Genomic DNA, 22,824 nt, shown 5'->3' on the forward strand with positions numbered 1-22,824 from the left:
TCGAAGTCATAAAGCAACGTATTCAGTGAAATGTATGCGAGGAAAGCTTTTAAACGTTTTTTTATTCCTCTGTGCCGTTGTAAGCGTCGCGATTTTTGCACGGTCTTATGCCGTCTTTGAGCTCAATGATGCAAAAGCACAATCAGGTGCTAATTATGTAGTTGCGTATCTTGAGACCCCCGATGTTACGAATTCGACGGGGACTACTGTTTCAGGGCAAACTCCATTTACGGTTCGTCTGGCCGGAACACTAGCTCCGCAAATTACCAGCGTTACCGTCTCGTTGGTGAATTCCGCAAGTGTGATTCAACCAATGCATTGTATCAACGCCACTATTGATACAGAATTTCGCTGGCACGCTTTTTGCGATACCCTCGGGTTCAGTAACGGTATCTATCGGATACAGCTTACCGCAATGGCCGGTAGCACTGCTATTATGTTAGTAAAAAGCACCGGGCTACCCGCAGAATTCGGCCCACTAACGATTCAAAATCAATTTACTTTTACTCAGCCAGGTTCAAATGTCATTTCGGGCTCGGTACCGGTCAGCGTATCATTATCAGGAGATGTACTGAACGCACGAGTGCATATAGCACAATCTGGATCAGGTGACATATTAGATTTGCAAAAAACCAGCGGTGAGCCGATGCGCAGCTCTGTATGGCAGCGATCACTAGATACCGCCACTTTTGTAAATGGCACATATTCTATCGCTCTCAGTTTTCAGAGTTTAAATGGTACTTTCCGCGAGCGTGTAGTGACCCAGACGGTAACAATTTCAAACCAGACAGCCTGTACGGCTCTGTGGACGTGCGGTGAGTGGAGCGCGTGCTCGACGTCAGGGATTCGCACTCGTAGCTGTTCAGATGGATGCGGTACGACAACCACCGAATCACAGCCTTGTTCTACCAATACTGAGAGTAACTCTACAACCACCAAGCAAACCTCATTAGGAATTAGTATCACACAGCCGCAGGCGCAAACAACAGTGAGCGAATTATTAGCGTTGCGTGCACAGGTCAGTGGGTCGGCTCAGGCAGTTACATTTTTTTATATGATTCCGTTATCGACTGTTGAGTACCGGATTGCCAATGCTAGTCAAAGCACCACTGATCCGACAGTGTGGACGCAAACGTGGAATACTCGCGATGTGCCAAATGGTAGTTATTTCATTGTGGCTCGAGCAAGTGACTCGGCTGGCCAAACCGCTTTGAGTTCGCCCATTGGCGTGGCTGTATTGAATCAGACAACGGATGCCACGCCGAGTAATACGAGTGATTCGCCTCAAGCTCCTGCGACCGATACGTATACCCAACCAGATACTGATGGGGATGGCGCTGATGACGCTACCGAATTAACGCTGGGAACCGATGCGACAACGCCGGATGCTACCACGACGACCGACTCAATCATTCGTCAAATATTTACAAGTGATCCTGATGAAGCTCAGGCCGCACTTAATCAGCTCGTTGATCTCGGGAGACTGACTCAGGCGCAAGCTGAGCAAATACGTACTCGGCTCGATCAAACAGCTTTTGAGCAACCGACGAGAAGCGGCGTGGAAGCGCCGGAGAAGCTTAAGGTACGCGCCATTCTTAGCGCAAAGCCCGAATCAAACCGCAGTCAATTCATCATTTCCGGAGTTGGTCCAGCCGATAGTTATGTGACATTGTATATATATTCAAATCCTATCGTGGTTACTACCCAAACTGATGCACAGGGAAATTTTGAGTATACCCTCGATTCCAATTTACTTGATGGCAAGCACGAGGTGTACGTCACCGTTAATGATGAAACTGGTAAAATTATTGAAAAAAGCGCACCGCTAACATTTTTTGTGAGAAGTGCTCAGGCTATTTCCGAGGAAGAATATTTGCGTGGGGACGTGGATGTAGTCACCTCGGGTAGCCAGCAAATGGCACAGTATATTCGAATAGTCGCAATTATTATTTTAAGTTTGATTGCGGCATTAGGCATCGGTTGGTTAATACGAAAAAAATCAAAACCACTGAATCCATGACCTTCTCACCAGCTCAAACCTGGCGCACGCTTCGGGATAATTTCCAATTTATATATGGAATTTTTTTGTTTATCTTGATTCCTGGTGCACTGGTGGTTAATACTGTACTTCTGACGAGTCGGACCAGCACGATCATGGATATTGAATTGCAGCGAAAAGCTTCACTGGCTGCCAGCATTGTGAGTAGTAGTATTCGAAATAAATTTGACAATATTGAGATTGTACAAAGTGAATTAGTGCAGATTGCCGATCAGAATGAGGAGATTCGTAGTCTTGATGTATTAATTCCTGAAAATGATCAGTTTCGCATCGTTGCCAGTCTTGATACTACTCAGGTGGGCACGCTTTCAAATTATTTGTATAATACGATTGCTTGGCAAACGGGTGAGCCAATCGCTTATCAAACAAATTCAGCTGCTCGATCGACCGAAGACCCAACGCAAGTTGGGGAAGAGCGATTTTGGGTTATTGTTCGGCCCATAAAAAATGATGATGGATCGCTTATTGGAATCATTTCCATGAAGGTCTCCTCGGCTATTATTGATAATTTGACTCAGGATAATTTAAACCGCTCACTTGCAATTTTACTATTTTCAATAGTAATTATTGTTCTCTTGCTAGCCCACAATGCCCGTTTGTTCCGTAATACGATTTTACTACAGAAGCTGAAAGAGGTTGATGCCATGAAAGATGAGTTTATTTCTATGGCCTCTCATGAATTGCGAGCACCTATTACGGGCATTCGTGGCTATTTGCAGATGATTCTCGATGGTTCATTTGGGCCACTCCCAGCTGACGTTCGCCAAAAATTATCAATGGTTAATGAAGAGAGTAATCGATTACATGCGTTGGTGGAAGATTTGCTTGAAGTTTCTCGGATTGAACAGGGAAGAGTGAGTTTGAATTTACAGCCGAGCGATGTAGCGCCAATAATAACGACTGTTTGCCAAGTACTGGGCGTCCAGGCCAGCGTCAAGGGACTGGATTTAGTAAAATCAATTCAGCCGAATTTGCCATACGCTTTGGTTGACCCTGGTCGTTTTCAACAAATTCTCATGAATTTGGTAAGTAATTCCATAAAATATACGATGCACGGAAAGGTAACCATCGCGGCGGAAGAAATCCGTGATAAAAAATCGATGGTCCGTATAAAAATATCAGATACGGGCATGGGAATTGCAGCTAAAGATCGAGATCGCCTTTTTCAAAAGTTTTATCGAGTTCATAATAAAGAAACCGATAAAATTATCGGCACCGGTTTGGGATTATGGATTACCCGTGAATTAGTTCATCTGATGAAAGGTGAGATTTATTTGGATAGCATTGAACACCTGGGTACGCACGTGACTGTATTAGTTCCATTAGCCCCGCCCAAGCAAATTTCACATTAATACTATGCCTGCAGTAGCCATCATTGGCGCCTCGAATAATCGCGCTAAGTACGGCAATAAAGCTGTCCGAGCGTATCGTGAGGCTGGGTGGAAAGTTTTTCCGGTAAATACTCACGAAACGATCATTGAAACAATTCCCGTTTTTCATTACATCTCTGATATTAAGGAAACAATTGATCGAGTAGCATTATACGTTCCGCCTGAGGTTGGATTGACTCTCATTCCTGAAATTGCTCAGGTGAAGCCGAGAGAATTATACTGCAACCCGGGGAGTGAAAGTGACGCCCTGATTGCTGAAGCGCGGTCACGAGGACTTGAACCCATTGTAGCTTGCGCCATCATTGCCATAGGGAAACAGCCGCGTAATTATCATTAATTGATATACCATGCTCTATATTGCATCAGATTATGCCGGATACACCGTCAAGGAGCGAATAAAGAAGATTTTAGAAAAAAGTAGCGTCAACTTTGTTGATGTGGGTTGCACGTCCGCACTTAAAAAAAACGATTTTACCGATTATATTAAATCTGTTGTTCAACCTGTTCAGTTATCAAATAAGAATTTTGGTATTTTAGTGTGTGGAACAGGGCAGGGGATGACCATCGGTGCAAATCGATTTAAAAAAATTCGAGCGACGCTGGTCTATACGCCACGTCAAGCACGATTTGCGCGAACCCACGATAATTCAAATGTTTTAGTCGTAGCCGCCTGGGAGGTGCGTTCATCACAATTGTATCCACTTATCAGCGCCTGGCTCAAGACTCCCTTTCAACCGCTGGCTCGTCGCGTGAGACGATTAAAAAAAATAGATACATGGCCACAATAATTCCCGGCATTTTAACGGATTCGCTTGCTGAAGCTCAACGTCAACTTGATCGTTTGGTGGGTTTAGTTGAATGGGCGCAGATTGATTTTATGGACGGCTTGTTTGTTCCGGCTCAGTCAATAACCGCAGAGGAAGCCAATACGTTGATGACCGATTTAAAGCTTGAAGCGCATTTGATGGTTCGCGACCCTGAAGCATGGGCAACACTGCTTTCGCCAACGTTATTTCGACGTGTATATTTTCATGTCGAAGCTTTGGCTGATCCGACTGAGCTCATCCGCCAATTACGAGAGGCTGGTTTCTTAATTGGCTGCGCTGTAAATCTTGGTACCCCGCTGGACCGGTACCGCGAATACGTCGAATTAGTTGATAATGTGCTGTTCATGGGGGTCCCATCAGGAGCCCAAGGACAGGCGTTTGATCCTCGAGTCATCGAAACAATTAAGGCATTTATTCTTGAGTTTCCTGATCATCAAATAGGCATCGATGGCGGGATGACGCTCCAAACAATTGATCAGGCAGCTAATGCTGGGGTAGACGATATCATCGTTGGGTCAGCCATTTCTCACAGTGACAATGTTTCAGAAACAATTCAAGCGTTACGATCAATAATTGAATAATAAGTATAAATTATTTTTTATGAAAACGTATCTGCACTCAGCTATTTTAAAAGAGATCGAATGGTCATTAGAACGCGGTTTGATTGATGGAGTAATTACAAACCCAACACTTTTGAATAGCGCTGATCGAAAATTAGGCGATGTGGTCAATGACATTTTGGAGACGGTTTCCACCGCGCCGGTTCATATTCAAATTGTTTCACAAACCGTTGACGAAATGATTGCTGAAGCAAAAACAGTGTCAAAACTTGCTAAAAATGTGGTCATAAAGATTCCCATGACTGATGAAGGGTTGCTTGCTGTTCGTGAGTTACGTTTAAAAGGTATTAAGACAAACATTACGCCAATTTTTTCGATCTCCCAAGCATTACTTGCTGCTCGTGCAGGAGCAGAATACATTACCCTATTCGAGGGTATCGCAAATGAGCTCGGTGCTAAAGAAATGGATATTGCTCGCGATATCGCGCTTATTTTTCGTCAAAATCAATTTTCAACGGAAATTGTTGTGAGTAGCATTGAGGATGCTGCTGAGGTTGAGGCGCTTGCTCTGCAAGATATGCCCAGCGTTGCCGTTCCGGAGAAAGTATTAGTGCAAATGTACCGCACCCCCCAAACTGATAAAGGGTTAAAAAAGTTTAATGATGATTGGGATAAAATTCCTAAGTAACGAGCATGAGTTTTTTGAAATTACAAAAAATTTCTCGTTTGATCCGCTATTGGATCCTCATGATGACTACCGAGGCTCAATCGGGGCACCCGTCATCATCGTTATCAGCTGTTGAGCTGATGGTTGGGCTGTTATTTGGTGGCGTATTTCGTTTTGACGTTACACACCCAAATGACCCACATAATGACCGGCTTATATTTTCAAAAGGACACGCATCGCCACTTTTTTATGCGTTATGGGTTGCTGCTGGAGCAATCCAGCCGTCTCAGCTACGGGCATATCGTAGTTTTTCTAGTTCGCTCGAAGGGCACCCTACCAGACGATTCGCTTTTACTGAATTACCAACGGGTTCGCTCGGCCAGGGACTTTCGATGGGTGTAGGCATGGCGCTACAAGCGCGTCTCACGCGAGCACGCTATCGTACGTTTGTGTTGCTTGGCGATAGTGAAATGGCTGAAGGGGCAAACTGGGAAGCAATTCAGCTGGCAGCGCATTATCATTTGGATTCTTTAATCGGCATTATTGATATTAATCGTCTTGGACAACGTGGGGAAACAATGTATGGCCATCGTTTGGTTGAATATGAACGGCGGATTCGCGCCTTCGGATGGCATACGATGAGCGTGGACGGACACGACCTACGCGCGGTACGGCGGACCTTTGCTCAATTGAAGCAGGGGACCGGCCGGCCAACAATGATATTGGCAAAAACAGTAAAAGGAAAAGGTGTTGCTTTCCTCGAAAATAAAAATAATTGGCACGGCAAAGCTTTGTATCCGCAGCAATTTGCCGATCTACTCCCTTCATTTGCTCAGCTGGATCAGTCAGTACGAGGAAAAATTTTGATGCCAAAAAAATCTAAAACGCACCGTCCTCTTAAAAAGGTTTTACATAAGCAATTGACGAAACAAAAAATTGATTCTGTGCGTGAGGCGCTGGGTGTTGCTGCAGCGCAATTAGGTACGGTTTTCCCCGAGCTTGTTGTGCTTGATGCCGAGGTAAGCAATTCTACGAAAATGAACTATTTCCAAAAAGCTTTTCCTGATCGTTTTTTTGAAATGTTTATTGCCGAGCAAAACATGGTCGGCGTGGCACTTGGAATGGCGCGTCGAGGATTACACCCCATAGTTTCGACGTTTGGTGCTTTTTTGTTGCGTGCAGCAGATCAGATACGTATGAGTCAATATGCGAAAGTACCGATTATGTATATAGGATCGCACCCCGGTGTCACCATCGGTAAGGATGGGTATTCCCAGATGGCGCTTGAAGATATTGCTTTTTTTAGGTCTTTGCGGACGTCGGTGGTTTTGTATCCCGCTGATGCACCTTCTGCACAGAAATTACTGCGTGAGGGGTTAAAAGAAAAAGGTATTGTTTATATTCGATCAACGCGCAACGCGACTCCGCAGCTTTACCGATCATCTGATCGGTTTGTCGTCGGAGGATCGCATACGCTTCGCCGGAGCAAGCGGGATAGAGTTAGTATTGTGAGCGCAGGCATTACACTGCATCAAGCACTCGCAGCCGCTGATGCATTAAAGGCAGATGGAATTTTTGTTCGCATCATCGACGCGTATAGCATCAAACCGCTAGACGTTGCTACGCTCAGGCGGGCGCTGGGTGAAACACGTGGGATGGTCGTAGTGGAAGATCATTATCAGGCAGGCGGGATAGGAGAAGCAGTGCGGAGTGAGCTGTATGGTTCAGTCAAACCTATTATTTCGCTTTGTGTGCGCCAGGAACCACGTAGTGGCAAACCGGATCAACTTTTGGCTTATGAAAAGATCGGAAAACATGCTATTATGCAAGCAGTGAAGCGAATTTTAAAATAGGACTGTATGTTTGATGTCACGACAATTGGTTCTGCCACCCAAGACATTTATGTCTTCAGTAGGCAGTTTCACTTTCATGAAGACCCGCGCAGAAAAAGCGGATTGATCGAGTGGTTTGCTTTTGGCACAAAAATTGAGCTTGACGACATTGTATTTGAAGTCGGCGGGGGAGCGACGAATGCCGCATATACATTTAAAAACCAAGGATTAAAAACGGCTTGCGTCGCACGCATTGGAAATGATGGCGCTGGTTTTGATGTGCAGCGTTCACTGAAGCAGGCTGGCATTACTGATCATCTTTTGGTCGATCGCCGCCTGCGTACTGGTAGTGGCGTTATCTTTTTAGGTCGAACGGGCGAGCGAACGATTCTTGTCTATCGCGGAGCAACAAAAAACTTCAAAGCGGACGATATAAAAAAATCGTGGCTCACACATACCCGTTGGGTATATATTACTTCTTTAGGAGGCGACATAGTTGCCCTTGAGCGTGTCGTTCGTTTGGCCCATTCGCATTCAGTAAAAATCAGTTTTAATCCGGGAAAGCGCGAAATTGATGCGCATCCTGGACGGGTACAGCGTTTGCTGCGCCATTGCACGGTGGTGCAGCTTAATCGAGAAGAAGCCGCTGCACTGACAGGGCGTGCGTATGCGAATATTCGGGGAATGTTTCGACAATTACGCGAATGGACGCCCGGTATTATTTTAATTACTGAGGGCGATCGTGGCGCTTATTACTCGGTGGACAACACCGCCTGGCGTGTTATACTAAACGCAATACCGGGAAAGGATATGACAGGCGCAGGCGATGCATTTGGTTCAGGGTTTGTGGCTGGTCTGATCCGTTTCAAAGGCGATGTCACGCGGGCTCTCCGGCTAGCGCTCAATAACGCGGCGTCTACTATTAAACAGATTGGCGCAAAGAACGGATTGCTGAAGCGGAACGATCGGTTGAATCATGTGACTTATACAACGAAACAAGTAATTAATTTATAAGAATGACAAATCATTATGAATAATAAAACGCTCGCGCTTGTCCTTATAATTTTAGTTATTGTGGTAGGCGGATTCATTGCCTGGTACTTATTGCAAAATGATGAATCTGCGACAACAAATTTAAATAATGCGGTCAGTACCGTGGCTAACCGTCAACGACCTCCCGAGAGCACCGTTTGGATCATTGATGGCAATTTCAGCCCTTCAGTGATCACAATACGTTCTGGCGAATCCGTTACATGGGTCAATCAGGATGAGACCGCCCGTCAGGTAAGTTCTATGGCTGTGGGCGATTCGAGCGCCGGAAGTTTATTTAAATCAGAAGAATTGACGACGGATGAGTCATTCACCCATACGTTTGATACTGCCGGTACTTGGAGTTATTATGATGAACTTAACCCTATTAAGAGCGGGCAGGTTATCGTCGAATAATACATCAATTACAAACTCGTCTGTCACGGATTTTCTGTCGGGGCAGACGAGTTTTTGTATCGTATGCTGCCACTAAGTATATCATTATCAGAATACCGTCAGTATCGCATCCTGGAATATATTCCGGGTGTGATGGTTTGGATCACAATTCTAGGCGCGCTGGCACTGTCATTGATTCAGCCGATTTGGGCGATTTATTTTATTATTGTGTTTGACCTTTATTGGTTAGTGCGAATCCTGTATATGATATTTTTTGTTGTACATTCGTTTCGTAAATATCGACAAGCGATTCGTATTGACTGGCTTGATCGAGTGCAGCGTCATGCCCATTGGCAAGATTACTATCATGCCATATTTATTCCCACGTACCAGGAGCCCCTTGAGGTGCTTGAGTCGACCTTTGCTGGATTAATAAGAAGCGATTACCCGTTGGATAAATTTATCGTTATTTTATGTGGAGAAGAAAAGGATAAGGACAATTTTTCTCAGGTCGCCCATGCAATTGAGGATCGCTATGGGCAGCGCTTTTTCCGATTTATGGTGACAGTACATCCGAGCGGACTACCCGGTGAGATAGCTGGTAAGGGGTCAAATATTGCCTGGGCGGGGGAGCGGCTTCGTGAATATGTCGATTCCATTGGGCTGCCCTATGAACAGGTCATCGTGTCGTCGTTTGATAGTGATACGGTTGTGCATGAGCATTATTTCGCTCATTTGACCGATACCTATCTCTCACATCCAAATCCAACGCGGGCCAGCTATCAGCCTTTAGCGCTTTTTAATAATAATATATGGGACTCTCCCGCTTTGACTCGAGTAATTGCGTATAGCACATCATTTTGGCTCATGGGTGAGCAAAGCCGGCCCGAACGAATGTTCACGTTTTCATCGCACAGCATGAGTCTAAAAGCACTGGTCGATGTAGGTTTTTGGCAGAGTGATATTGTAACTGAAGATTCGCGCATTTGCCTCCAATGCTATATGGAATATGATGGTAAATACGAAGTGGTACCGCTGCATATTCCGGTATCGATGGATGTCGTGCTTGGTCGTACATTTTGGCAGTCACTAAAAAACCAATATATCCAACAACGCCGCTGGGCGTATGGCGTGGAAAATTTTCCATATATGGTGTGGAATTTCGGAAGAAACAAAAGCATGCCGTTCGTCCAAAAATTCCGATATATTTTTAATCAGCTTGAAGGAGTATATTCTTGGGCGACCGCCCCGATACTTATTTTCATTATGGGTAATTTGCCAATATGGCTGGCGAATCAGCGTGAATACCCGGATTTACTTTCACAATCAGCCCCCCATATTTTGCAGTGGTTAATGACAGCCGCGATGCTTGGATTGCTCACCCAAGCAGTATTGGGGGCGACGTTACTACCTAAACGCCCTTCCCGCCATAACCGCTGGAAGTATATTTTTATGGTAGCGCAGTGGGCGCTGATCCCGATCACCTTGATTGGTTGGGGAGCGGTGCCCGCTATCGATGCTCAGACTCGGCTACTCCTCGGGAAGTATTTGGGGTTTGATGTAACTCAAAAAGTCCGCAAAAACGCGTCGTCATCCTAACTGAGCGCCATCAATGTTAGCCGCTCCTGCCAGGAATGCTTCTGCAGACTGACTTTTTTTACCTTCTCGTTGTATTTCGTCAATTACCAAAGCGCCATTTCCTGTCCCAACGATTAACTGTTTTCCTTTGCGCTTGACTCTTCCGGCAATTGTTTCTTCAAAATTATCAGCAATATGGGCTTTTTTAATAATTAATCGAATCGCCTTCCAAAAGGTGTAAACTCCCGGCCATGGCGTGTAGGCTCTGATTTGTCGTTCAATATGTGTCGCGCTGGTTTGCCAATCAATACTTCCATCCGAGGTCTGGATTGGCCTCGTCATTGATGTATTGGAGCTTGGCTGTGCCTGGGCTGGTAAATCACCCTGAAGATAGGGGATTAGTGATTGTTGAAGCAATGTCGCGCCACGAGTCGATAAAGTGTCGTGCAATTCGCTAATTGTTGTTTGAGAAGAAATTGGTGTTTTTAGCTGGGCAATAATTGGACCTGTATCGAGGCCGGCGTCCAATTGCATAAGAGTAACCCCTGTTTCCGTGTCGCCATGTACTATAGCCGCTTGCATCGGAGAAGCGCCGCGGTAGGCAGGAAGCAACGAAGCGTGAATATTTACCCATCCGTATGTGGGAATTTTCAAAACTTCAGGGGGAATAATTTTCCCGTATGCCACGACAATCCCGATATCCGGCTTGTACTTCAGTATAGCGTCAAAAATTTTTGTACTTCGAAGCGACCCTGGTTGAAGCACAGGGAGTGCGTAGACGTTGGCCTGCTGTTTGATGGGTGAAGCAGTTACCGTTTGCTTTCTTCCCACTGGTTTGTCGGGTTGGGTGATGACCGCCTGAAGCTGTATCTCCGGCATGCCATGCAGAACATTTAGTACAGGCACGGCAAATTCTGGAGTTCCGGCAAAAATCGCGCTATAAGTTTTCACTCGGTTCTGCTTCATTGCCAGTCATTATTTTTTTGGTACGGTCAATAAAAAGTATGCCATTGATATGGTCTATTTCGTGCTGGAGTACTCGAGCAAATAGGCCGGACGCTTTTACGGTAACCAGATGTGCGTTTTCTTGGTAGGCTTTTACGGTAATGGTTTTATGCCGTTTGACTATTCCATACAATCCGGGAATGGACAAACAACCCTCTTCGCCTTCTTCTTTGCGAAACGACTTCTTTATAATTTCAGGATTAAATAATTTCAGTGCACCATCCTTTGTGCTGACGACAATAAGGCATATTGACCGGTCTACCTGGGGAGCGGCTAAGCCGATTCCGTTGGCATGATACATGGTAGTGACCATGTCGTCGGCGAATTTCCTGAGGGAAGGGATCTCCTCAATGGGAATACGGGCCGCTTTTTTTCGCAGCGTTGGATGCGGATTCGTAATGATCGTTAGCTTTGCCATAGGTAATAAATCGAACGTAGTATAGCCTGATGTGGGGCGACTGTAAAGAGGCTAGAGCAGAGAGCTTGGGTCGCGGTCAATAATCCAATTGTCCGGTATTGCGTTTAGGACGGTATCGACCACTGGGTGAGGCGCGTCCGTGTCGAACCTGATCACTACATACATCTGCCAAAAAGCATGTTGATACGGTTTGAGTGGCGTGACAAGCGATACACTGAGGGGAAGCTGGTTAAGCTGACGATACAGTCGCTGAGCCTCGCTCAGCGCTACTTTTTTGTCACGATGTTTATATATTAATTTGATAAGTGAGCCAAACGGGGGGTATCCCAGTTTTTTACGAGCCTCCAGCTCAGTCGTATAAAATTCGTTATCAGCGTGGTTAATTATTTTTTGAAATACAAAATGTTCGTGATTATAAGTTTGAATGATACATGTAGCCGGGTATTGAATAAGAGATTTAATAAATTGCCACGTTCGTTCCACAGCACGGTAGTCCGGCAAATATAAAAAAGTGTCGGCATCAATAATACCAATTAAGGTGGGTGTAAAGTTCGGAATAAGCCTGGCGGTGCTACTAGTCCCTATGAGTATGTCAATTCCCTTTGTATCTTCGAGTATTTCACTGTCAGCGTCTACACGGACGACCCGTGCCAAGGGGAACTTTTTCTTAATGTGTGTTTCCACCGATTGCGTTCCATAACCGACTGTTTTCAGATTCGTGCCACGGCAGGTGCTGCAAAAAGGTGGAATCTCGGCTCGTTTGAGACAGTGGTGGCAATACAATTCTTGCGATTTCTCGTGATAGGTGTAGGCATTTGAGCAAACGGGGCATCGGAGCGTGGTGCCGCAGTCTTGGCACATCATTGCATTAGCAGATCCTCGCTTGTTGATGATAAGTAATATTTTACAATGAGATGATAATGATTGAGAAATTGATTCTTCAAGTTTTTCCGAAAGCATTGAATAATTTTTTCGCTTGCGCTCATCTCGCATGTCGACTAGTTCAATAGGGGCAGGCCGACGTTCTGAGTTTTTGAGATAAAAATGATCGGATCGTGGCGTTTGATAAAATGCAGCAACTTGGGGGGCGGGTGATACGAATACAAGCTGAGTCTGATATATGTCTCTACATTTTTCGGCAAGTGTTCGAACGTCATAACGAGGATTTTGATCAGCCTGTTTGTGATTTTGATTTTCTTCTTCATCAATGATAATTCGATGAAGTGAGTGCAATGGTAAAAAAATGGCTGATTTGGTCCCGATAATAATTGCGTTAGAGTTATTCTTTATTTGCTCCCAAATACGAAAGAGTTCGTTATTGCTTAATAAGCCATGTACAACTATGCAATCATCATGCCTGTCAGCAGGGAGCATAGAGAGTAATTCATTTATTTTTTCTCGGGTAGGAACGATGATAAGTTGCAAGCCTTTTTTTTCGGAAAATATTTTGCAATACAAAGATTGGTACTCCTTATACGACTGGGGCATAATTAACAGCGTGCTTTCCCGTGAGGCTAATGCGCGGGTCAGAGCAGGTGATAATGGCATTGTTGGAACTGGGCGTGGAATAATAATCAATTTTTTTGAAACCGAATGTCGTTGCGGGGGGAGTGGCGGCAGCATTGATTTTACGATTGTGCCGAGTGAAATAGAATAGTACTGAGCCATCCAATCCGCCAAAGTAATCTGTTCTTTGCTTAAAACCGCTGTATTCGTAATGACGTCAATAATAGATTTGATATGTTTTCCCTCGATACCACGTTTTTTTAATCGAATAACAATCCCTTCGCGGGTTTGTGAACGAAATGGTATTCGAACCATACTCCCGGAAACAATACGATGCTCAAGTGACGGAGGTATAGTGTAGTCAAAAATTCCCAAGTGCTTGGGAAATCGTTGTGACAAAATTACTTCGGCATACATATGAGTATATTGTACCATGCAACGTAACTATCAAAAAGCGCCCAAATTCGCGGTTGGACGCTCGTGTAATCGTAATGAATACGTCTGAAATTAAAGGTTTTTAAGCAAGGCTCTAGAAAAAGTGTACTCTGGCTGAATTAATCGAGCAGGCATCGGCACGTGCAGTTTAACGTGAAGCCAATTAGCTAATGAATTTAAGGCTACATAGCTGACCGCGGTGCCTGCCGTAAATATCATACGCTCTATAAAGACAATAGGAATTAAAGCAATCCAAACCTCGGCTGAGAGGTTTAATGCGTATAGGAAGGTAACGCCTCCAATCGCATGGGCGGTAAATGTTGCGCCCAAACTGTTTAATACCAGGCTTCGTTTTGCAAAAATTGCAACGACAGGAATCAGCCAATACAATGCATAGTACCAGGCTTGGCGCCCTTCGGGGTGCATGATAAAGAGTGCCATGCAGATAAGCGGAATGAGAGCGATAATGAATTTTGATCGTCGGGCACCGAAATACAGTGCAGCCATGGCTAGCGGAAATAATCGAATAATAGTAATGGTATCAAGTGCCTGGTTGGTGCTGAATGCGTGAACGAGCTTAACAATAATGACGGTCGCTGCGCCCCAGCCAGAACCAATAAACGCTCCAAGTGTGGGTGCCGTTAGATCAAAAAGTGTAAAATGCTGATTTCCAGTAGCAATGATTTGTGATACTGGCAAGCTCAAAAAAAGTAAACCAAGCGTGGCTCCCAGCAGAAGGGCGATAATTTTTTTTTGTAAAACCATAGTAATTAAACTTTAAAATCAATAGTTAAATATCCCACTCCCATCGGTGCTTCGTATGAGAGTACCTGTGGATGATACGATAAATTTCCCAAAATGCCAAGTAGCATGATAATCGGTTTTAAACCGCATTCACCCGCATCATCGATAAACTCAGGTTCTAAGTTCAAAAGCGACTCAGTATCTCGGTTGAGCAAAGAAGTTCGAATTTTTTCATCAAATTTTTCCGCCCAATTTGATTTCCCTCCTGGCGAGTCTTCACTCAAGCGATGTGATAGATCCCCTGAAGCAATTATTGCAATACGCTTTTGATCATTGAGTATGTCATCCCGTAGTGCGGAGGTGAATTGAAAGTGTTCGCGCAACGTTTTTTGACTGGGATAGCAGGGAACCAGTAATGGTTTTTTCTTTTTCTTTGGAAATTCATTATACATTAAATAGGTAGGGACACCGATTCCGTGATCAAGTGTTGGTTGGCTTTGGAGCATGACCGGTTGAGTAGATTCGACCAATTCTTTGTAATGATGAACATGGGCAATATCACCAGAAACGGAAAGACGTGTTTCTAAATCACCGAACTCTTTGAATTGAATGTCGAAGGTGGGCGCCTGATTGAAAGTAAAAGCGTCGGGATTGATTTGTCCGTGTGGGGAAATGATTATGATTGTATCCGGTTTTGCCGCGGCAAGTTTTTTCCCCAGGTGCGAAATGTTGGCAATTGTTTCACTGATAAATCGCACGTACTCACCTCCAATTTTTGGAATAGCGAGTGGCGGGTGGGGGGTAAGTGCAGCAAATACAATCATGGATTACTTAACGTTTAATTTCGGTCCTTCAGGATGGAGAAATACTGATTTATCCGTGGTTCGAATAAGGTTTTTCCACTTCAAGCCAAGCGTTTCCATGACTTCAGGTGAGGCAATCCCGCGCCGCTGACCATTAGAAATGTAGTAGACACCATTTGAGCCGGGAGACGTAACTAATTCACCGTCCTTAAAAAGAATTGGGTCACCCGCCGCGTATTCACGGATGGTGGCCTCTTCAACGATGACAGGACGTCGGGTAGGAAATCGATTTTGTAAAATTTCACGGGACACAATGGCATGTCTAATACCATTTTCGACATATGTAATACCACCGGACTCCTTTGACTGCAATAATACGCCAGTCGGGTAAATACTTTGCATATTAATATTCTGACCCCGGGTGTACGACGTCAGGTCTCCTTCAGGCGCATTTACAACTTCCTCTGGGTTAAAACCAATTTTTCGAAACACGTCGGGCGATTCGATGTATCGTTTAAGATCTCCATCAATCAACCAAACTCTGCCCGTATTCTGTGATCGTATCAGAGAATAGTTTGCAAATTTAATTGGCTCTCCATTGGGATACAGTTCAAGCGTGGTACGAGAGACAATAATAATGCGCGTCGGATCAAAACGCGAAACGAGCGCCGATCGATTCATGATAGGGCGTTTTTTACCACTCTGAATAAAGTATACTCCTTGTTCACCCTGCGCTTGAAGCAAGGAACCGTCAGGATAAACCTTTGTAAACCATTCGTTAAAGAAACGCCACACATTATAATTACCGTTGTAGACGTGAGGGGTATAGGTGTAGAGTCCGGCAGTTGCTTTATTGACAGGGGTAACTAAATATCCATCTCCGGTTCTTTTGGTGATGCCGGGACCCCAGCCGGTAAATGTGTACCCCCGTGATTCAATATCGGGTAAATAGCTTTCACGGAAACGGCGAGCTGCCCAATTAACTTGGCTAAAAAATCCTTTGTATTTTATAACGGCCGGGTCGGTTACTGAGCAGCTGTCACACACTCCAAAACCCGTCGCCCAGTCGAGCTGACGCTGCGTGGGACTGGCAGTGGTAATGAGGCTTTGCTCTACTTGCATCCGGACAATGAGATACTGTGGATTGATGCGCCAGTAGCGTGCTGCATCGTAAATAATTTGTGCGGCAGATTTTTGTGCTCCAGCTACGTCTGTCGTGGCATAACGGGCTAAGCCACTACCTTTTAATTCAAGAAAACGCTGAATTTGACTGACGGTCATGGTAAGCGAATTTTCCAACTCATTGTCCGTCAGTATCATGTTGTAATTGAAGGTTGCAGCAAAGGCGGCCTGGGGTAGGCTCAAGAGTGGGGTAAGCACTAGCATAAAGGCTAGCGCTATGATGAGACGCGGTGTGCGTTTTTTCATAGTTTTGAAATTTTATTCTAGCATATTTTTTAATGCCTGGGAAGCCCTATCGGTGTCTTTAAAAAAAGGTGTATACTTAGTACCATATGAGGTTTTCAATACTAGGTGTTCCCGTGGACAATCTAACCGTCGTCGAGCTCAAAGAGCGAGTTCGACAATTAGGCGACGACCGGCTGCCGCATCATATTGTTACGGTAAATCCGGAATTTATTATGGCAGCCCAGCATGATACTGAATTTCGCTCGATATTAAATCGGGCGGATTTATCCGTTGCTGATGGATTTGGCATTTCTTTGGCTGCACGACGCCTCGGTCAGCGGTTACAAGGGCGATGGACCGGTGTCGATATGATGATTTTTTTGTGCGAATTAGCAGCGTCGCAAAATCGTTCAGTGTTTCTTTTGGGAGCACAGCCGGGAGTGGCAGAAAAAACAGCGGCGGAACTTCATCGCCGTTTTCCGGGACTTCACATTGTTGGTGCTGAATCGGGATTTCGACACTGGCATCGGCCATTTCCACTCGAAAAAATAATTGATCAGATCAATCGGAAAAGACCTGATTATTTGTTTGTGGCCTTTGGTCAGGTTAAGCAGGAAAAATGGATATACCAAGCCCTCCCCAAATTAAACAGTGTCAAAATAGCGGTTGGCGTAGGCGGTGCTTTTGATTATGTATCTGGGAAAATACGTCGCGCACCGCGTTGGATGCGGGCGGTTGGCTTAGAGTGGTTGTTCCGACTTTTCCGACAGCCGTGGCGGGCATCTCGAATTTTTACTGCTGTTGTGCGCTTTGGTCTCACTGTGTTACGATCAGCGCATCATCATTCATCTTAGTTTTTATGTACCGTCGAACCATCGTCGTAAGCCTCGCAATACTCCTCACATTATTTGTGGTGACACATAGTGTGCAGGCAGAGCAGATTTCATCATTTGAGGTAAATATTTCAATCGAGCCATCCAGCGTTATGATGGTCACCGAAAAGATTACGTATGATTTTGGCGATGGGCAGCGACATGGAATTTTTCGTGATATTCCGTATGCCTACTCTCGCTCGGGAAATGCATACAAATTGCGATTGGCCATAGTGAGCGTGACTGATGAATTGGGACAGTCTGAGCCGTATGCATTGAGCCGAAGTGGAGGTATGCTCCATATTAAGATTGGTGATCCCGAGACACTGGTGAGCGGGGAACAGACATATCAAATTTCGTATACTGTTGAACGAGCCATTAATTATTTCGGTGATCATGATGAGCTGTATTGGAATGTGACTGGCAACGATTGGCCAGTCGGGATTGAGGCTGCTGTGGCACGCATTACGCTTTCTCGGGGTTTAACCGATGATCAACGATTAACTCAGTGCTTTACCGGACCAATCAATAGCACTGAGTCAAACTGCCATAGCATATTTTTCGATGAGTATACGGCAGTATACACCAGCGACACGCTATTGAGCCCCTATGAAGGATTAACAATTGTTCTGGGGTGGCCGGGCGGCATTACTACGCCGCCGACAACAGCGCAGCGTCTGATTTGGTTTGTGCAGGATAATTGGGCAGTAGCTATTCCCATCATTGTGTTAATTGGTATGTATACTGTGTGGTATCGCCGTGGCCGCGATCCGCTTGGTCAAAAAACGATTATACCTCAATATGAAGCACCTGATCGTTTGTCAGCCGGCTTAGTCGGTACTATTGTAGACGAAAAAGCTCAACTAAGAGACATATCAGCTGCATTGATTCAATTGGCAGTCAAGGGATATCTTAAGATTATTCGCCACGAAGACAAGAAATTTATCGGCACTAACGTTGATTATGAATTTGTGCGGTTACGCATTCCCGATTCGACCTTAGGTCAATATGAACAGGATATACTTAATGCTTTATTTGCTGAGGGGACGCAGCGTCGACTTAAAGATTTAAAAAATAAGTTTTATCGCGATTTACCAAAAATTAAAAAGTCGATGTATGCACAACTGACAACTGAAGGATATTTCCCGGCGAGTCCCGATAATGTCCGCAATGTATACAGTGGTATCGCTGGGTTAATTGTCGTCATTGGTTTTAGCATTATTTTCTTTAATAGCGCAGTGGCTGGTATTATGACCGCCATCTCCGGCGTTATCGCATTGTTTGTCGCTCAGCACATGCCGCGAAAAACTAAAAAAGGTGTACAAGCCTTCGAGCATATTCAGGGACTTACGTGGTTTCTCAAAGTGACTGAAAAAGAACGATTGAAATTTCACAATGCGCCAGAGCGTTCTCCTAAGCAATTTGAATCGCTCTTACCCTATGCCATGGCACTCGGGGTAGAAACGCAATGGGCTAACCAATTTGCTGATTTGTACGTAACTCCGCCAGAGTGGTATAGCGGCGGTCCAACTAACCATTTTAGTGCTTTATTTTTAATTGGAAGTTTGCAATCCATGTCGAGCGATTTTCGTTCTGTAGCGGTCAGCCGGCCATCAAGTGCTGGCTCGGGCGGTTCTGGCTTTGGAGGTGGTTTTTCAGGTGGCGGTTTTGGCGGCGGCGGGGGAGGCAGCTGGTAATTATTTTTGGCTAACTATTCAATACCCCTCCTTGACAGGCGGGGTATTTTGATTTATTATACTTGGCTGGATGATGGTTCTTTGACTCTTTAGACAAGCGACTGATACTCAAGGGCCATATTGGCCGAATTGATTAATTATTAATCGAAACGGCCATGGATTTTTCCCCTGAGTTCATGGTCGCGTTTGGAGGTATTCTCCTTCTTTTTTCGCTTCGGCGAAATCGACGGTCAGCTCCGACGCGACGACGTGGCATGGTCGCACTCTCGGCACTCCTGGTGGAGACATTGATACTCTTCGTGGGTATCGCTTCATTTGTGCTGGGTGTTGTTTCACTCATGCCTCGTTTATAAAGTTTAGCCGGCATTCACTTTTGTGAATTGCCGGCTTTCTTTTTCCCCTGAGTTGTCAAATAGTCACCACTCTAGTAGCATATAGATATGCTCGACATTCTCATAATTTCAGTAGGGACTATCAAAGAACCCTTCTGGCAGAAAGCCATTGAGGAGTATTTGAAGCGGCTGCGAAGCCATGCTCGGATTAGCGTGATTGAGGTGCCCGAAGAGCGCATTTCATCGGTGGCTGACCGCGAGCGCATTCTCAAGATTGAAGCAGAAGGTATACTGACAAAAATACCCAAGGACACCTTTGTTGTTGCGCTTGATCGGGCAGGGAAAATGTTTAATTCAAGGGAATGGGCCGATCAGCTGAATATCTGGTCTCGGTTTGGCAAGCGGCTAACGTTTATTATCGGTGGACCGCTTGGACTAGCGCCGAGTGTGCTAGAAAAATCAGCCGTAACGTTATCGCTGGCAAAAATGACATTTACGCACCAGATGTCCCGCGTTATTTTGCTTGAGCAAATTTACCGCGCGAGCATGATTTCAAGCGGTGGCCAGTATCATTATTAATTGTATAGTATGAATCAGGTTGCTACTATTCTGATCATGTTCGCTGCATTTCTGTGGAGTACCGATGCACTGCTGCGACTACCTTTGACCGAGCATCTCTCAAGTCAAGTTATTGTTTTTTATGAACATCTGTTTGGGGTGGTGCTTTTGCTACCAGTTTTATTATTTAGTTTAAGAAAGTATCGGAATCTGTCACGGCGCGATTGGGTAGCGATTTTGTTTATTGGCATTGGTGGGTCCGCCTTAGCTACCGTTTTGTTTACTCAATCTTTTAATTATGTTTCTCCGTCAGTAAGCATTTTATTACAAAAAGTTCAACCAATTATTGTTATTATATTAGCAGCGGCATTTCTTCGTGAACGAATGGGAAAATTTTTTTGGCTTTGGGCTGGATTAGCCATGGTTGGTGCGTACGTAATTTCCTTTCCTCGTCTTGTACCTGATTGGTCATTATCAGATTCTCGTGGAATTTATTTAGCGCTGGGAGCGGCTGGACTGTGGGCCGCATCCACGGTAGCAGGGCGAATGATTGCTACTCGGCTCAGCTTTCCTGCACTTACCGCTATTCGGTTATTAACTGCTTTGGTTTTTTTAATCCTACTTATGAATTTTAATCACTCTTTTGGAGATATTGGCTCATTGCAGAAAACAGACGTTTGGTCGCTTATTTTGATAACTTTATTTCCCGGTACAGGCGCGTTGCTATTATATTACTGGGGTTTACGACACATTCGTGCGTCGGTAGCAACCATTGCTGAATTATTTTTTCCGTTTTCAGCTGTTGTTCTTAATTGGATATATTTAGACGAGCGGTTAAGCCTGGCCCAGATAGCCGGAGGGGTTGTGCTGGTAATTTCAATTTTTATGGTACAGCGATCAAGTCGTCATGCTTATTCCGTATCAACCTCGGCTAACGACAATTCTCAGAAAGTATTGCCCGTATGATTAAGGGTGCATTTGGTTTTTTGCGATATTCATTTATATGAATGTGTTTTTAAAATTATTTTTAATAATTCTCATATTAGCGAGCCTTGGGGGTGCCGTTCTCTTAATTTACCAAGGCCAACCTTTGCCGCTCCTTAATCGGGTTATCACGATACCATTTTTGGAGAAGGATCCGGAGCGTATATTAAGCGAATCAATTCGATTGCTAGAAGAAGCAACTACAGCAACTTATCGACTGACCCGCGCTCAGTCCGTAATGATTGCTGATCAAGGAGTGACATTTAACATGACCGTAGTTCATCAAGGTCAGCTGTATCCCCAATGGCGCGGTACGAGCTCAATACTTGCCGAATTTGATTTGCAAGGCGTTCGTTTCCGTATGGCCGCGGAGGCGCGTGCCACTGATGAGTGGGTGTATCTTGGCTTTCAAGAGTTTCCAGCGATCCCATTTCTCGATATTCGTACATTGGATGGCGCGTGGTATCGCTTTCCTAATCGATGGCAAACGCATACTCAGAATCACCAGCCATTACGCATGACAGATTATATTACGTCTCTGACTCGTGATGCTGACGTTACTCTGAATAATAATCAAATGTACCAGCTAAAGGGAGTGATGGATGTTCGTCGAGCGTTTGAGGAGTGGGGGATTCCACTGAGTCAGAGCGCCGAGTCCGTCCCAGTTGTGGTATTTATCGGAAAAAATGATCACCGTTTGTACCGGCTGGAGATTGGTACTGGATTAACGCAGGCAATGCTTACTATTAGTGATTATGGTCAAACAGTTAGTGTGACAGAACCAACCGAAGCCCGACCATTTGAAATTTTTTGGTCGGACTTATTTGTAAAAACAAATACGCTTGATTTACCTTTGTTTGGCTCGTTACTTGGTATTAATATTGGCTCTGATGCGTCTGATGATGACAACGATGGATTGTATTTGATTTGGGAGCGCTTATTTGGTACCGACCCATTCCGAGCCGATACTGATGGAGATGGCTATACTGACAGCGAGGAGCTGAAAAATGGGTATAATCCTCATGGTTCGAACCGCATAGTTCCCTTTCCTCTGAATGAAAATATTCGATAAATGTGAGACTATAGTATCTGGGCTGTGGTTGACAAATAAAGCGAAATGAGCTAGGGTTTGAGATTGCCACTATCTATTATGCCAGTACCCGTATTTGAGCAAACAATTCAGAAGGTAAAAGAGACAAAACGTGTAGAGCCTGAACACGTCTCAGGTTCGGTCGCTTTTTTTGCAATCATTTTGATTTTGCTGATCGCGGTGACCATGGAGATTGCGCTCCTAGATATTAATCGAATATTTAATCCTCAGTATGACTCATGTCGAGCGCGTGGTCCGATTGTTCAGCGGTTATTTGATACGGATTCAGTGCCAAAAACCTGCGACCTGAAGCAATATGAATCTGCCCGATTATTATTGCATGCGGACGTAGTTGTGCCGCTTGTCCTCGTCTGTGTACTTGGTTTTGTTTTAATAAACATAAATAAGCGAAGCGTTACCGGTAAAATATTTAGAGTTGTATTTGTCATTGTCGCTGCATGGGGAACCGTTAGAGTTACATATGAGGGTTTGGCGTATTCACTGAGGCACCATGCGTTGTATGGAAAATATTTTGTGCTTTTAACCGCCGCAATTGCAATTATTGTCATGATCATGTGGCTGCAGCGTAACATGGTCGATCATCGGGGCGTAGCGCCAGTCAAAAAATAAGTGC

At 44.8% G+C, this 22,824-nt stretch carries 23 protein-coding genes; 17 read left to right on the top strand and 6 right to left on the bottom strand.

What is annotated here, in order from left to right:
• Positions 1-34: 34 nt before the first annotated feature.
• The 10 genes from HZC01_04750 to HZC01_04795 all read left to right on the top strand — a co-directional run bounded on the left by HZC01_04750 (position 35) and on the right by HZC01_04795 (position 10,360).
• Positions 35-2,020: a hypothetical protein gene (locus tag HZC01_04750; protein ID MBI5037978.1), complete on the top strand. Its 1,986-nt coding sequence runs from the start codon at positions 35-37 to the stop codon at positions 2,018-2,020.
• Complete coding sequence (locus tag HZC01_04755) at positions 2,017-3,411, top strand: HAMP domain-containing histidine kinase (GenBank protein MBI5037979.1); 1,395 nt, start codon at positions 2,017-2,019, stop codon at positions 3,409-3,411. Before HZC01_04750 ends, HZC01_04755 begins: the two co-directional genes overlap by 4 nt.
• Before the next feature lie 4 nt (positions 3,412-3,415).
• A complete protein-coding gene (locus tag HZC01_04760) occupies positions 3,416-3,787 on the top strand; it encodes a CoA-binding protein (protein MBI5037980.1) in 372 nt (123 codons plus the stop codon).
• A gap of 10 nt (positions 3,788-3,797) precedes the next feature.
• The gene (locus HZC01_04765; GenBank protein MBI5037981.1) at positions 3,798-4,238 is read left to right on the top strand and encodes an RpiB/LacA/LacB family sugar-phosphate isomerase; all 441 of its coding nucleotides are present in this window, start codon (positions 3,798-3,800) and stop codon (positions 4,236-4,238) included.
• A complete protein-coding gene (locus tag HZC01_04770; protein ID MBI5037982.1) occupies positions 4,226-4,858 on the top strand; it encodes a ribulose-phosphate 3-epimerase in 633 nt (210 codons plus the stop codon). Before HZC01_04765 ends, HZC01_04770 begins: the two co-directional genes overlap by 13 nt.
• Positions 4,859-4,877: 19 nt before the next feature.
• Entirely contained in the window at positions 4,878-5,525 is a 648-nt protein-coding gene (locus HZC01_04775; GenBank protein ID MBI5037983.1) for a fructose-6-phosphate aldolase, read from the top strand.
• A gap of 5 nt (positions 5,526-5,530) precedes the next feature.
• A complete protein-coding gene (locus tag HZC01_04780; GenBank protein ID MBI5037984.1) occupies positions 5,531-7,357 on the top strand; it encodes a transketolase in 1,827 nt (608 codons plus the stop codon).
• 6 nt (positions 7,358-7,363) lie between these two features.
• Positions 7,364-8,350 carry a carbohydrate kinase family protein gene (locus HZC01_04785; protein ID MBI5037985.1) on the top strand — a complete coding sequence of 329 codons (987 nt, stop codon included), beginning with the start codon at positions 7,364-7,366 and terminating at the stop codon, positions 8,348-8,350.
• 15 nt (positions 8,351-8,365) lie between these two features.
• Positions 8,366-8,782 carry a cupredoxin domain-containing protein gene (locus HZC01_04790; protein MBI5037986.1) on the top strand — a complete coding sequence of 139 codons (417 nt, stop codon included), beginning with the start codon at positions 8,366-8,368 and terminating at the stop codon, positions 8,780-8,782.
• A gap of 63 nt (positions 8,783-8,845) precedes the next feature.
• The gene (locus HZC01_04795) at positions 8,846-10,360 is read left to right on the top strand and encodes a glycosyltransferase family 2 protein (protein MBI5037987.1); all 1,515 of its coding nucleotides are present in this window, start codon (positions 8,846-8,848) and stop codon (positions 10,358-10,360) included.
• On the opposite strand, the gene HZC01_04800 is transcribed toward HZC01_04795, so the two are convergent.
• The 6 genes from HZC01_04800 to HZC01_04825 form a co-directional block, all read right to left on the bottom strand.
• A complete protein-coding gene (locus HZC01_04800) occupies positions 10,352-11,305 on the bottom strand; it encodes a methionyl-tRNA formyltransferase (protein ID MBI5037988.1) in 954 nt (317 codons plus the stop codon). The two genes, HZC01_04795 and HZC01_04800, sit on opposite strands and share 9 nt — an antisense overlap.
• Entirely contained in the window at positions 11,277-11,762 is a 486-nt protein-coding gene (def, locus tag HZC01_04805; protein ID MBI5037989.1) for a peptide deformylase, read from the bottom strand. The genes HZC01_04800 and def overlap by 29 nt, the downstream gene beginning before the upstream one ends.
• A gap of 51 nt (positions 11,763-11,813) precedes the next feature.
• Positions 11,814-13,685, bottom strand: a complete 1,872-nt coding sequence (gene priA / locus HZC01_04810; protein MBI5037990.1) for a primosomal protein N' — start codon at positions 13,683-13,685, stop codon at positions 11,814-11,816.
• 90 nt (positions 13,686-13,775) lie between these two features.
• Positions 13,776-14,468: a hypothetical protein gene (locus tag HZC01_04815; GenBank protein MBI5037991.1), complete on the bottom strand. Its 693-nt coding sequence runs from the start codon at positions 14,466-14,468 to the stop codon at positions 13,776-13,778.
• A gap of 5 nt (positions 14,469-14,473) precedes the next feature.
• Complete coding sequence (locus HZC01_04820) at positions 14,474-15,271, bottom strand: hypothetical protein (GenBank protein ID MBI5037992.1); 798 nt, start codon at positions 15,269-15,271, stop codon at positions 14,474-14,476.
• 3 nt (positions 15,272-15,274) lie between these two features.
• Positions 15,275-16,678 (bottom strand): hypothetical protein, encoded by a 1,404-nt coding sequence (locus HZC01_04825; GenBank protein MBI5037993.1) that lies wholly within the window; start codon positions 16,676-16,678, stop codon positions 15,275-15,277.
• 86 nt (positions 16,679-16,764) lie between these two features.
• On the opposite strand from HZC01_04825, the gene HZC01_04830 reads away from it, so the two are divergent.
• From HZC01_04830 to HZC01_04860, 7 genes are all read left to right on the top strand, one after another.
• A complete protein-coding gene (locus HZC01_04830; protein MBI5037994.1) occupies positions 16,765-17,511 on the top strand; it encodes a WecB/TagA/CpsF family glycosyltransferase in 747 nt (248 codons plus the stop codon).
• Positions 17,512-17,516: 5 nt separating this feature from the next.
• Complete coding sequence (locus HZC01_04835; GenBank protein ID MBI5037995.1) at positions 17,517-19,226, top strand: DUF2207 domain-containing protein; 1,710 nt, start codon at positions 17,517-17,519, stop codon at positions 19,224-19,226.
• A gap of 155 nt (positions 19,227-19,381) precedes the next feature.
• Positions 19,382-19,579 carry a hypothetical protein gene (locus HZC01_04840; protein MBI5037996.1) on the top strand — a complete coding sequence of 66 codons (198 nt, stop codon included), beginning with the start codon at positions 19,382-19,384 and terminating at the stop codon, positions 19,577-19,579.
• Between the two features lie 87 nt (positions 19,580-19,666).
• Positions 19,667-20,137, top strand: a complete 471-nt coding sequence (locus tag HZC01_04845) for a 23S rRNA (pseudouridine(1915)-N(3))-methyltransferase RlmH (GenBank protein MBI5037997.1) — start codon at positions 19,667-19,669, stop codon at positions 20,135-20,137.
• 9 nt (positions 20,138-20,146) lie between these two features.
• Positions 20,147-21,082: a DMT family transporter gene (locus tag HZC01_04850; protein ID MBI5037998.1), complete on the top strand. Its 936-nt coding sequence runs from the start codon at positions 20,147-20,149 to the stop codon at positions 21,080-21,082.
• Positions 21,083-21,119: 37 nt separating this feature from the next.
• On the top strand, positions 21,120-22,172 hold the full coding sequence (locus HZC01_04855) for a hypothetical protein (GenBank protein MBI5037999.1): 1,053 nt from the start codon (positions 21,120-21,122) through the stop codon (positions 22,170-22,172).
• 78 nt (positions 22,173-22,250) lie between these two features.
• Positions 22,251-22,820, top strand: a complete 570-nt coding sequence (locus tag HZC01_04860; GenBank protein MBI5038000.1) for a hypothetical protein — start codon at positions 22,251-22,253, stop codon at positions 22,818-22,820.
• The last annotated feature ends 4 nt before the right edge of the window (positions 22,821-22,824 follow it).

The sequence above is a fragment of the Candidatus Kerfeldbacteria bacterium genome (assembly GCA_016214565.1).
Taxonomy (GTDB): Bacteria; Patescibacteriota; Patescibacteriia; order UBA10025; family JAHIVO01; genus JAXDBW01.

What these genes read in the sequence shown, in the direction of transcription:
- HZC01_04750 (MBI5037978.1), top strand. Translation starts at nt 35, where the DNA reads ATGCGAGGAAAGCTTTTAAACGTTTTTTTATTCCTCTGTGCCGTTGTA.
- HZC01_04755 (MBI5037979.1), top strand. Translation starts at nt 2,017, where the DNA reads ATGACCTTCTCACCAGCTCAAACCTGGCGCACGCTTCGGGATAATTTC.
- HZC01_04760 (MBI5037980.1), top strand. Translation starts at nt 3,416, where the DNA reads ATGCCTGCAGTAGCCATCATTGGCGCCTCGAATAATCGCGCTAAGTAC.
- HZC01_04765 (MBI5037981.1), top strand. Translation starts at nt 3,798, where the DNA reads ATGCTCTATATTGCATCAGATTATGCCGGATACACCGTCAAGGAGCGA.
- HZC01_04770 (MBI5037982.1), top strand. Translation starts at nt 4,226, where the DNA reads ATGGCCACAATAATTCCCGGCATTTTAACGGATTCGCTTGCTGAAGCT.
- HZC01_04775 (MBI5037983.1), top strand. Translation starts at nt 4,878, where the DNA reads ATGAAAACGTATCTGCACTCAGCTATTTTAAAAGAGATCGAATGGTCA.
- HZC01_04780 (MBI5037984.1), top strand. Translation starts at nt 5,531, where the DNA reads ATGAGTTTTTTGAAATTACAAAAAATTTCTCGTTTGATCCGCTATTGG.
- HZC01_04785 (MBI5037985.1), top strand. Translation starts at nt 7,364, where the DNA reads ATGTTTGATGTCACGACAATTGGTTCTGCCACCCAAGACATTTATGTC.
- HZC01_04790 (MBI5037986.1), top strand. Translation starts at nt 8,366, where the DNA reads ATGAATAATAAAACGCTCGCGCTTGTCCTTATAATTTTAGTTATTGTG.
- HZC01_04795 (MBI5037987.1), top strand. Translation starts at nt 8,846, where the DNA reads ATGCTGCCACTAAGTATATCATTATCAGAATACCGTCAGTATCGCATC.
- HZC01_04800 (MBI5037988.1), bottom strand. Translation starts at nt 11,305, where the DNA reads ATGAAGCAGAACCGAGTGAAAACTTATAGCGCGATTTTTGCCGGAACT.
- def (MBI5037989.1), bottom strand. Translation starts at nt 11,762, where the DNA reads ATGGCAAAGCTAACGATCATTACGAATCCGCATCCAACGCTGCGAAAA.
- priA (MBI5037990.1), bottom strand. Translation starts at nt 13,685, where the DNA reads ATGTATGCCGAAGTAATTTTGTCACAACGATTTCCCAAGCACTTGGGA.
- HZC01_04815 (MBI5037991.1), bottom strand. Translation starts at nt 14,468, where the DNA reads ATGGTTTTACAAAAAAAAATTATCGCCCTTCTGCTGGGAGCCACGCTT.
- HZC01_04820 (MBI5037992.1), bottom strand. Translation starts at nt 15,271, where the DNA reads ATGATTGTATTTGCTGCACTTACCCCCCACCCGCCACTCGCTATTCCA.
- HZC01_04825 (MBI5037993.1), bottom strand. Translation starts at nt 16,678, where the DNA reads ATGAAAAAACGCACACCGCGTCTCATCATAGCGCTAGCCTTTATGCTA.
- HZC01_04830 (MBI5037994.1), top strand. Translation starts at nt 16,765, where the DNA reads ATGAGGTTTTCAATACTAGGTGTTCCCGTGGACAATCTAACCGTCGTC.
- HZC01_04835 (MBI5037995.1), top strand. Translation starts at nt 17,517, where the DNA reads ATGTACCGTCGAACCATCGTCGTAAGCCTCGCAATACTCCTCACATTA.
- HZC01_04840 (MBI5037996.1), top strand. Translation starts at nt 19,382, where the DNA reads ATGGATTTTTCCCCTGAGTTCATGGTCGCGTTTGGAGGTATTCTCCTT.
- HZC01_04845 (MBI5037997.1), top strand. Translation starts at nt 19,667, where the DNA reads ATGCTCGACATTCTCATAATTTCAGTAGGGACTATCAAAGAACCCTTC.
- HZC01_04850 (MBI5037998.1), top strand. Translation starts at nt 20,147, where the DNA reads ATGAATCAGGTTGCTACTATTCTGATCATGTTCGCTGCATTTCTGTGG.
- HZC01_04855 (MBI5037999.1), top strand. Translation starts at nt 21,120, where the DNA reads ATGAATGTGTTTTTAAAATTATTTTTAATAATTCTCATATTAGCGAGC.
- HZC01_04860 (MBI5038000.1), top strand. Translation starts at nt 22,251, where the DNA reads ATGCCAGTACCCGTATTTGAGCAAACAATTCAGAAGGTAAAAGAGACA.